This is a genomic window from Micrococcus sp. HMSC31B01, assembly GCF_001816085.1.
Lineage (GTDB): Bacteria > Actinomycetota > Actinomycetes > Actinomycetales > Micrococcaceae > Micrococcus > Micrococcus luteus.
Genome location: NZ_KV825107.1, coordinates 15,822 through 25,205, shown reverse-complemented (window position 1 = coordinate 25,205; position 9,384 = coordinate 15,822). Strand labels below are relative to the sequence as shown.

The window sequence follows — 9,384 nt, the reverse complement described above, 5'->3', positions numbered from 1 at the left end:
GCGCTCCGCCACGGGGCCGGGACGGGCGGGGGCGCCGTCGTCGTCAGGATCCGGGGCCGCGTAGACACCGGCGACCGCGAGCGCGAGCGCGCGGTCCTCGAGGTCGCGGCGGCGTCGCAGCTCGGCCGCGTGCGCCTTCGCGCTCAGTCCGGTGGCGAGGGCGAACTCGCCGACGGTCATCGGGGGGCTCATGGGGCGACCTTTCTCTCAGGTGATCCCAGCGTGGGCGTTCCCCCAAGGGGAGGGTCAAGCGTCGCCCACGGCGCCCCCGCGCGTCGTCTCCGGCACAGCCCTGCGACTGTTACCCCGCACGTCCTGCCCGGCGCGCGGGACCGGCCGCACCCTGTCTCATGGCAGGCATGATCATCACCGGACTCCTCCTCGGCCTCGTCCTGGGCTTCGTGTTCCAGCGCGGACGCTTCTGCGTCACGGGCGCTTTCCGCGACCTGTTCACTATCCGGTCCACCCGATGGCTCACCGCGTTCATGGTGATCGTGGCCGTCCAGTCGGTGGGCGTGTTCGCCCTCGACGCCCTGGGCGTGATCACCCTGGAGGCGGAGACGTTCCCGTGGCTGGGCACGATCATCGGCGGCCTGATCTTCGGCTTCTCGATCGTGCTCGCGGGCGGCTGCGCCACCGGCACGTACTACCGCGCGGGCGAGGGCCTCGTGGGCTCGTGGTTCGCACTGATCTTCTACATCGTGGGCGCCACCGCGTTCCGCAAGGGACCGCTGGCCGGCACCACCGAGGCCGTCCGCTCCGTGGAGACGCAGACGGGCTCGTTCCAGCAGCTCACGGGGCTGTCCCCGTGGGTGTTCGTGGCGCTGCTCGTGGCCGGCGTCGGCCTGGCCGTGCGTCATCACCTGCGTCGCGAGGCGGCCATGACCCGCTTCCGCCTGCCCGCCGCCAAGACCGGCCTCGCGCACGTGCTCACCGAGAAGGCGTGGCACCCGTTCGTCACCGCGGCGATCATCGGCGTGCTGGCGATCCTCGCGTGGCCGCTCTCCTGGGCGACCGGCCGCGAGTCCGGCCTGGGCATCACCGGCCCGTCCGCGAACATCGGCGCGTTCCTCGGCACGGGCGAACTCGAGCTCGTGGACTGGGGCGTGCTGATGGTGACGGGCCTGCTGATCGGCTCGTTCATCGCCGCGAAGGCCTCCGGCGAGTTCCGCGTCCGCGTGCCCGACGCGCAGACCACCGTCCGCTCGATCATCGGCGGCCTCGGCATGGGCTGGGGCGCGGCGTGGGCCGGCGGCTGCACCATCGGCAACGCGATGGTGAACACCGCGACCTTCAGCTTCCAGGGCTGGACCGCGCTCGTGTTCATGGTGCTCGGCACCGGCCTGGCGGCCAAGCTCTTCATCCTCAACCACCGCGGCAAGGGCACGACGCCGGTCCCCGCCCCCGGCTCCGGCCTCGCCTCGGCCGAGGGCGCGGCGGCGGACGCCGGGACGGCCCGCCCCGTGAAGCTCACGCCGATCGGCTGAGCCGGCCCGCCCGCGCACGACCTCTGACCACCGACACCAAGGAGAGAACACCATGGCGAAGCACCTGCTCGAGACCGACGGCCAGGTCTGCCCCTTCCCGCTCGTGGAGGCCAACCAGGCGATGCAGCAGATCCCCTCCGGGGACGAGCTCGTGATCGACTTCGACTGCACCCAGGCCACCGACTCCCTGCCCCGCTGGGCCGCGGAGAACGGCCACGAGGTCACCGACTTCGTGAAGCGCGGCGCCGCAGAGTGGACGATCACCGTGAAGAAGGGCTGAGGGGCGGCGGAGCCTCTCGGCACCTCCGCCCGCCGCGGAGTGCCTCAGACCTCCAGCAGCACCTTGATCTCGCGGCGCTCGTCCATGGCCCGATACGCCTCGGCGGCGTCGTCGAGCGGCATGCGCGCGGTGAACACGCGGCCGGGCTGGATCTCCCCGGACTGGATGCGCTCGATCAGCTCGGGCAGGAAGCGGCGGACGGGGGCGGGGCCGCCCTCGAGGTGGATCTGCCGGCCGAAGAGGTCGGAGCCGTCGAGGGTCTGGTCGTGGGAGACGCCCACGAACCCGAGGTACCCGCCGGGGCGGAGCGTGCGGCCGCCGCCACCACACGAGCCCGGTTCAGACCGAGGTCAGGGCCGGTAAGTCTGGATGACCTGCGAATCGTCCTTCAGGGTCAGACCGGCCTCGGCGGCGTCCAGGTACTTCTGCTTGGCGGCCTCCAGCACGGGCACCGCGATCCCGGCCTCGGCGGCGGTGGCGCTCACCAGGGCGGAGTCCTTCACGAAGATCCCGATCGCGCTGGCGACCTGTGCGTCCAGGCCCTCGAGCATCCGGGGCCCCCGGTCGGAGAGCATGAACGACCCGGCGGCGCCGTCCGCCACGGCGTCGAGCACCTCGGCGGGGTCCAGCCCCAGACGCTCGGCCAGGGCCAGGGCCTCGGCTCCGGCGACGATGTGCACCGCGCACAGCAGTTGGTTGACCACCTTGAATGACTGGCCGCGCCCCGGCTCCGCCCCGCAGTCCACCACGGCGCCCATGGCGTCCAGGACGGCGCGTCCCGCGTCGATGGCCGCCGGGTCACCGGAGACGAACATGCGCAGCTCTCCGCGTGCCGCACGCGCGATGCCGCCGGTGACGGGGGCGTCCACCAGTCCGATGCCCCGTTCGGCGGCTGGCGCGACGAGCGAGCGCACCGCCTCCGGGCCCACGGTGCTCATCACGATCAACGTGCTCCCGGGCCGCATGCGGGCGACGAGCCCGTCCTGGCCCAGGGCTGCGGAGGACAGCTGGTCGGGGGTTGCCACCATCACGATCACGGCGTCCGCCTCGGCCGCCGAGGCGGCGTCGGCCGCGGCCGGCAGCCCCTGCTCCAGCGCCGCCACTCGCTGGCGTTCGGAGAAGTCAACCCCCGTGACGTCGAACCCCGCCGCCGCCACCGAGAGGGCCATCGGCAAGCCGATGGCGCCGATGCCGACGAAGGTGACGTTCTGTGCCTGAGGAGTCATACGGCGGCGCCTTCCGTGGTGCGGTTCACAATCTGGCCCTTCGATGTTAGCTTATGTGAAATTCCGTCCCATGTTCACAGAGTCGAACAAATCGGGCGACCCCGCCCGATCAGAAAGGTGCACCATGCCGTTGCGAGCAGGAGTGATCGCCGACGACTTCACCGGAGCCACGGACATCGCCGGGGCCCTTGTGGACGGTGGGCTCCGCACCGTGCAGTTCTCGGGTGCCGCACACGTCCCCGATCACGTGGACGCGGACGCGGTGGTCATCAGCCTCAAGACCCGCTCGATCCCGCCCGGGGACGCCGCCGCCCAGAGCCTCGAGGCCTGCCGCGCCCTCGAACGCCTCGGTGCGGAGCGGATCGTCTTCAAGTACTGCTCCACCTTCGACTCCACCGCCGAGGGCAACATCGGCCCCGTGACGGACGCTCTGCTGGAGCACCTCGGCGAGGACTTCACCGTCGTGGCCCCGGCCCTCCCGGTCAACGGCCGCACCGTCTACCAGGGACACCTGTTCGTGCACGACCGACTCCTCCAGGAGTCGGGCATGAAGGACCATCCCGTGACGCCCATGCGGGACTCGGACCTGGTCCGGCTCATGGAACGGCAGAGCAGCGGACGGGCCGCGTCCGTCCCCTCGACGGTGGTGGGCGGTGGGTCCGAGGTGCTGCGCGGCGAGCTAGACCGCCTCCGCTCCGAAGGGGTCCGGTATGCCGTGCTGGACACCCTGGACGACACCCACCTCGACACCATCGGCGCGGCAGTGTCCGGCCTACGCCTGACCACGGGCGGCTCCGGCCTCGGCTCCGGACTGGCCCGTTCGCTCACCGGCCGCGCGATCACCGGCGCCGCCACGACCGCGGCCGACGCCTGGCGGTTCACCCCGGGGCGCACCGTGGTGCTGTCCGGCTCGGCGTCCGAGATGACGAATCGACAGGTCGATCGCTATCGCAAGATCGCCCCGTCCCTGGCCGTCGACGTCGTCCGCACGCTGGAGGACGCCACGGCCCTCCGAGACGAGATCCTCGCCTTCGTCCTCGCCCAGGACGGCGGCCCCGCCCCCCTCGTGTACGCGACGGCCGGACCCGACGAGGTCCGTCGCCTGCAGGAGGTCCACGGAAGGCAGCGCGTGTCCACGGCCATCGAGCGCCTCTTCGGCACCCTGGCGGCCGCGCTGCGCGAACGCGGGGTGAGCCGGTTCGTCGTTGCCGGGGGCGAGACCTCCGGTGCGGTGACGCACGCGCTCGGCGTCACCGGGCTGCGCGTTGGTCCCCAGATCGCCCCCGGCGTCCCGTGGACGGCGAGCCTGGACGGTGCGGTGGACCTCGCGCTGAAGTCCGGGAACTTCGGGGACGAGGACTTCTTCTCCGCCGCTCAGCGCCTCACCGACCCCCGGACCTGACCCTCCACCGACCATCACCCGCCCGACACCGAGGATCCACCGATGCCGCAGTTCGCCGCGAATCTCAGCATGATGTTCACCGAGCGTCCCTTCCTGGAGCGCTTCGCCGCCGCCGCGGAGGCGGGCTTCACCGGTGTCGAGTACCTCTTCCCGTACGAGTACCCCGCCGCAGAGGTCGCGGCGGCCCTGCGCTCGGCCGGACTGACCCAGGCGCTGTTCAACGCCCCAGCCGGTGACTGGGACGCGGGGGAACGGGGGCTCGCGTCCCTGCCCGGCCGCGACGCGGAGTTCGAACGCGGCATCGCCACCGCCCTGGAGTACGCGCGCGCCCTCGCGTGCCCGCGGGTGCACGTGATGGCCGGCATCGCGGATCCCGACGACGCCGACGCCCGACGCCGTTACGTGGAGCGGATCCGCCGCGCCTGCGACGCCGCGGCGCAGCACGGCGTGGAGGTCCTGCTGGAGCCCATCAATGCGGTGGACATGCCGGGGTACTTCCTGTCCCGTGTCCCGCAGGCCCGGGAGCTGCTGGCCGAGGTTGACCGCCCCAACGTCGGATTGCAGCTGGACCTCTACCATGCCCAGATCACCGAGGGGGACCTCACCCGACTGGTGGACACATCTGTGGACCTCACCCGCCACGTGCAGATCGCCGGCGTCCCGGACCGTCATGAGCCGGACACCGGAGAGGTCGCCTACGAGCACCTGTTCGCGCACCTGGACAAGGCCGGCTACACGGGCTGGGTGGGCTGCGAGTACCGCCCCGCCGGGCGCACCGAGGACGGCCTCGGCTGGTTCGCGGCACACCGCGGGTCCCAGCGCCCCGGAGAACGGGCATGATCGCGGACGAGCGGCGGCGGCGTCTGGTCAACCTCGTGGTGGAGCGCGGCTCTGCCTCCGTGACCGCGCTGGCGGATGAGCTGGGCGTGTCCTCCATGACCGTGCGCCGGGATGTGAAGCGGCTCGAGGAGGAGGGCCGCCTCGTCTCCGTGGCTGGCGGCGTCGCCAAGCCGGCGCGCCTGTCCCTGGACGCGACGCACCGGGTGAAGCTTGGGATCCGGCCCCGGGAGAAGGCGGCCATCGCCCGCCGAGCGGCAGAGCTGATCCGCCCGGGGGACCTCCTTTATCTGGACGCCGGGACCACCATGCTCGCCCTGGCCCGACTGCTTGCGGCCCGCCCCGCCGCGGAACGGGTCGACGTGGTCACCAACGACCTGGCCGTGGCGGCGGCCGTCGGCGAGCACCCGGGAGCCCAGATCCACGTGCTCGGCGGCCGCCTGGACGCCGGGAACCTGTCCACGGACGGACCCACTGCCGCCGCGGAGCTGGCGGGTTTCAACATCGACCTGGCGTTCATCTCGGCGTCCTCGTTCGACCTCCGCGGACTCTCGGTGCCCACCGAAGGCAAGGCGATCGTGAAGCGAAGCATCGCCGAGCACGCGGACCGCTGCGTGCTCGTCGCGGACTCCTCGAAGTACGGGCGCGTGTCCACCTTCAAGGCCCTCCCCCTCCGGGCCTTCGACGCGATCGTCACCGACCCCGCGTTGCCCGACGCCGTCCGCGATCGGGCGACCGCGGTCGGTGTGGACCTCCTATTGACCCCCCTTCCCGACCCTTCCCACGTAGGAGAACACCCATGAACATCGTCGTCACCGGCGGCGCCGGCTTCCTCGGCAGCCGCGTGATCCGCTCCCTCCTCCAGGCCCAGGACGCCGGCCGCCTGCCCGTGCCGGTGGACTCCGTCGTCTCGCTCGACCTGGCGCCCTGCCCTGTGGAGGACCCCCGGGTGAGCTCCCGAGTCGGCGACATGGCCGACCCCGCGGTCCTGGCCGAGGCCATCACCGCAGACACGGCAGGGATCTTCCACCTCGCCGCCGTGCTCTCCGGCGGCGCCGAGCAGGACTTCAACCTCGCGCTGCGCGTGAACGTGGACGCCACGGAGCGGCTGCTGGAGGCCGCCCGTGCCACCGGGGCCCGGCCCCGGTTCGTCTTCACCAGCTCCCTGGCCGTGTTCGGCAGCGCCGTGCCGACGGTGGTCCCCGAAGACCTGGCCACCCAGCCCGAGTCCACCTACGGGGCGACGAAGGCCATCGGCGAACTGCTGGTCAACGAGTACTCGCGCAAGGGGTACGTGGACGGCCGGGTCTGCCGGCTGCCCACCATCTCGGTGCGACCCGGGAAGCCGAACTCGGCCGCGTCCTCGTTCGCCAGCGGCATCATCCGCGAGCCCCTCCAGGGTCTGCAGGCTGAGCTGCCGGTGCCGGAGGACACCCGGATGTGGCTGTCCTCCCCCGACACGGCGGTGCAGAACCTCGTGCACGCCTTCATCGTGGAATCCGAGCGGCTAGGGGGCTGGCGGGTGCTGAACATCCCGGGCGTCTCCGTGACCGTGGCGGAGATGCTCGACGCCCTCGAGGCCGTCGGGGGGCCCGAGGCACGGGCACGGGTCGTCCCACGCCCGGATCAGAGGGTCATGGACATCGTGTGCTCGTGGCCCGGCGAGTTCGACGTCGAGCGAACCCTGTCCCTCGGCTTCCGCCCAGACAGCAGCTTCGAGGCCGCCGTCCGTCAGTTCCACCGCGAGTTCGTCGCCTGAGTCGGCCTCACCCCTCGGATCCACACCACTAGGAGAACCACCATGAACGGGCTCGAAGCCTCCGAGATCGGTGCGCTGGTCGGCCTCACGGCAGCCGTCGCCCTGCTCATCTTCTTCGTCATCCGGACCAAGATCCACGCCGTCCTGGCCTTGGTCATCGCCGCCTCCATCGCGGGTCTGGCGGCCGGGATGGCCCCGGACGCCGTTATCCAGGCCATCACCACCAGCTTCGGCTCGACCCTCGGGACCATCGGCCTCGTCATCGGCATGGGCGTGATGATGGGGCGCATCCTCGAGGTCTCGGGGGCCGCGGAAAAGCTGGCCTACTCCCTCATCCGCGTGCTGGGTAAGGGGAAGGAGGAGTGGGCGCTCGCCGGCGCGGGCTTCGTCATCTCCATCCCGATCTTCGTGGACTCCGCCTTCGTGATCCTGCAGCCGCTCGTGCGGTCGCTGGCCCGGACCTCCGGGCGGTCCATCCTCACCCTGGGCATCGCCCTCGCCGGCGGCCTGGTCGTCACCCACCACGCCGTCCCCCCGACGCCGGGCCCGCTCGGCGCCGCCGGCATCTTCGACGTGAACGTCGGCGAGATGATCCTCTGGGGCCTCATCCTCAGCTTCCCCGCCATGATCGCGGTGACCCTGTACGCGAAGGTCATGGGTCCGAAGATCGAGGCCATGATCGAACGGGACACGGGCGAACGCCTCTCCCCCGCGGAGGCCTTCGAGGAGTTCCAGGAGCGTGCCGCCGTCCGGGAACGCGAGCTGCCCGGGCTGTTCATCTCGATCCTGCCGATCCTGCTGCCGATCGTCCTGATCTTCCTGAACACCTTCTCCGCCACCATGGTGGAGAACAACGAAGGTGCCCTGCCTGCCGGGCTGGTCTCCACGCTCGCCTTCATCGGCAACCCCGTCATCGCCCTGCTGCTCGGCGTCCTCGTGGCGATCTACGGCCTCGCCCGCAACCAGTCGCGCCAGGAGACTCTGGACGACATGGAGTTCGGCGTACAGTCGGCGGGCATCATCCTGTTGGTCACCGGCGCCGGCGGAGCCCTCGGCGGCGTTCTGCGCGAGTCCGGGACGGCGGAGTCCATCGGCCAGGCGGTGGCCGGCCTCCCCCTGCCGACCATCCTGATCCCGTTCGTCATCGCGACCATCGTCCGCCTCATCCAGGGGTCCGGTACGGTGGCCATCATCACCTCCGCCTCGATCTCCGCACCCATCCTCGCGGCCATGCCGGATGTGAACATGGTGTTGGCCGCGCAGGCCGCCGCCCTCGGCTCGCTGTTCTTCGGTTACTTCAACGACAGCTTCTTCTGGGTGGTGAACCGGATGCTGGGCATCAAGAACGCCAAGCATCAGATCCTCGCGTGGTCCATCCCCACCACGATCGCCTGGGCGACCACCCTGGTCGCCCTGCTCATCGCCAACGCACTCGTCTGAGAGGAGCCCCGTGACCGACGAGTCCTTGCTGCGCCGTCAGATCGCCGAGTTCGGTGCAAGCCTGTTCTCCCGTGGATTCTCCGTGGGCAGCGCCGGCAACATCAGCGTCCGGATCGAGGGCGGGTATCTCATGACGCCCACCAACTCCTCCCTCGGCCGGCTGGACCCCGAGGCGCTCTCCGTGCTGGATGAACACTGGAGGCACCAGGCTGGTCCCCGGCCGTCCAAGGAGGTGGTGATGCATCGGGCCATGTACGAGGCCCGCCCGGAGGCACAGGCGATCGTGCACCTGCACTCCACCTACGTGACGGCGTACAGCTGCCTGGCCGAGGACGGGGGCATCCCGCCCCTCACCCCGTACTTCGTGATGCGGCTGGGCCGGGACGTGCCGACCGTCCCCTACCACCGACCCGGTTCGGCGGAGATGCTGGACGACATCCTCGGGGCCGGGCGCCGGTCCCCCGGCGTGGTGCTGGCCAACCACGGCTCGATCGTCGCCGGTGCCACGTTGGAGAGCGCGGTCAACGCCGCGGAGGAGCTGGAGGTGTCGGCGCAGCTCGCCTTCCTGCTGGAGGGGCGCCCCACCCGCCCGCTGACCGAGGCGCAGGTCCAGGAGCTCCTCGGGCCGCAGTGACCCGAGGCCGATGGCCGGCGCGCGGGGCGTGGTGCGGACGTGGCCGCCCACCTTCCTAGCAGAGGCGGGCACGCTCAGCGCGCGGGTGCCTCAGACCTCCAGCAGCACCTTGATCTCGCGGCGCTCGTCCATGGCCCGATACGCCTCGGCGGCGTCGTCGAGCGGCATGCGCGCGGTGAACACGCGGCCGGGCTGGATCTCCCCGGACTGGATGCGCTCGATCAGCTCGGGCAGGAAGCGGCGGACGGGCGCGGGCCCGCCCTCGAGGTGGATCTCACGGCCGAAGAGATCGGAGCCGTCGAGGGTCTGGTCGTGGGAG

At 71.3% G+C, this 9,384-nt stretch carries 9 protein-coding genes and 3 pseudogenes; 8 read left to right on the top strand and 4 right to left on the bottom strand.

The genetic code is table 11. The features are described from left to right. A pseudogene (locus HMPREF3105_RS06020) lies at positions 1 to 192 on the bottom strand (transcriptional regulator); the annotation flags it as partial. Positions 193 to 359: 167 nt separating this feature from the next. Here HMPREF3105_RS06020 and HMPREF3105_RS06015 point away from each other — a divergent pair. Beyond that, positions 360 to 1,487, top strand: a complete 1,128-nt coding sequence (locus HMPREF3105_RS06015; RefSeq protein ID WP_020627049.1) for a YeeE/YedE family protein — start codon at positions 360 to 362, stop codon at positions 1,485 to 1,487. 52 nt (positions 1,488 to 1,539) lie between these two features. Continuing rightward, the gene (locus HMPREF3105_RS06010) at positions 1,540 to 1,767 is read left to right on the top strand and encodes a sulfurtransferase TusA family protein (RefSeq protein ID WP_002855519.1); all 228 of its coding nucleotides are present in this window, start codon (positions 1,540 to 1,542) and stop codon (positions 1,765 to 1,767) included. Between the two features lie 44 nt (positions 1,768 to 1,811). Here the strand turns inward: HMPREF3105_RS06010 and HMPREF3105_RS06005 are convergent. Together HMPREF3105_RS06005 and HMPREF3105_RS06000 are read right to left on the bottom strand one after the other, a co-directional pair. After that, a pseudogene (locus tag HMPREF3105_RS06005) lies at positions 1,812 to 2,075 on the bottom strand (IMP dehydrogenase); the annotation flags it as partial. 42 nt (positions 2,076 to 2,117) lie between these two features. Then, positions 2,118 to 2,993 (bottom strand): NAD(P)-dependent oxidoreductase, encoded by an 876-nt coding sequence (locus tag HMPREF3105_RS06000; protein ID WP_049147433.1) that lies wholly within the window; start codon positions 2,991 to 2,993, stop codon positions 2,118 to 2,120. Positions 2,994 to 3,117: 124 nt separating this feature from the next. Here HMPREF3105_RS06000 and otnK point away from each other — a divergent pair, with 124 nt between their 5' ends. The 6 genes from otnK to HMPREF3105_RS05970 are packed head-to-tail and all read left to right on the top strand — an operon-like array spanning position 3,118 to position 9,065. Beyond that, positions 3,118 to 4,395 (top strand): 3-oxo-tetronate kinase, encoded by a 1,278-nt coding sequence (otnK, locus tag HMPREF3105_RS05995; protein WP_083325305.1) that lies wholly within the window; start codon positions 3,118 to 3,120, stop codon positions 4,393 to 4,395. 42 nt (positions 4,396 to 4,437) lie between these two features. Continuing rightward, on the top strand, positions 4,438 to 5,235 hold the full coding sequence (gene otnI, locus HMPREF3105_RS05990) for a 2-oxo-tetronate isomerase (protein ID WP_070708973.1): 798 nt from the start codon (positions 4,438 to 4,440) through the stop codon (positions 5,233 to 5,235). After that, complete coding sequence (locus HMPREF3105_RS05985; RefSeq protein WP_070708972.1) at positions 5,232 to 6,035, top strand: DeoR/GlpR family DNA-binding transcription regulator; 804 nt, start codon at positions 5,232 to 5,234, stop codon at positions 6,033 to 6,035. The genes otnI and HMPREF3105_RS05985 overlap by 4 nt, the downstream gene beginning before the upstream one ends. Continuing rightward, positions 6,032 to 6,991, top strand: coding sequence for a D-erythronate dehydrogenase (denD, locus tag HMPREF3105_RS05980; protein WP_020625806.1), 960 nt, complete (start codon positions 6,032 to 6,034; stop codon positions 6,989 to 6,991). The genes HMPREF3105_RS05985 and denD overlap by 4 nt, the downstream gene beginning before the upstream one ends. A 42-nt stretch (positions 6,992 to 7,033) precedes the next feature. After that, positions 7,034 to 8,431 (top strand): GntP family permease, encoded by a 1,398-nt coding sequence (locus tag HMPREF3105_RS05975; protein ID WP_049147435.1) that lies wholly within the window; start codon positions 7,034 to 7,036, stop codon positions 8,429 to 8,431. Between the two features lie 10 nt (positions 8,432 to 8,441). Next, entirely contained in the window at positions 8,442 to 9,065 is a 624-nt protein-coding gene (locus HMPREF3105_RS05970; protein ID WP_049147437.1) for a class II aldolase/adducin family protein, read from the top strand. 90 nt (positions 9,066 to 9,155) lie between these two features. Here the strand turns inward: HMPREF3105_RS05970 and HMPREF3105_RS13510 are convergent. Then, a pseudogene (locus HMPREF3105_RS13510) lies at positions 9,156 to 9,384 on the bottom strand (IMP dehydrogenase); the annotation flags it as partial.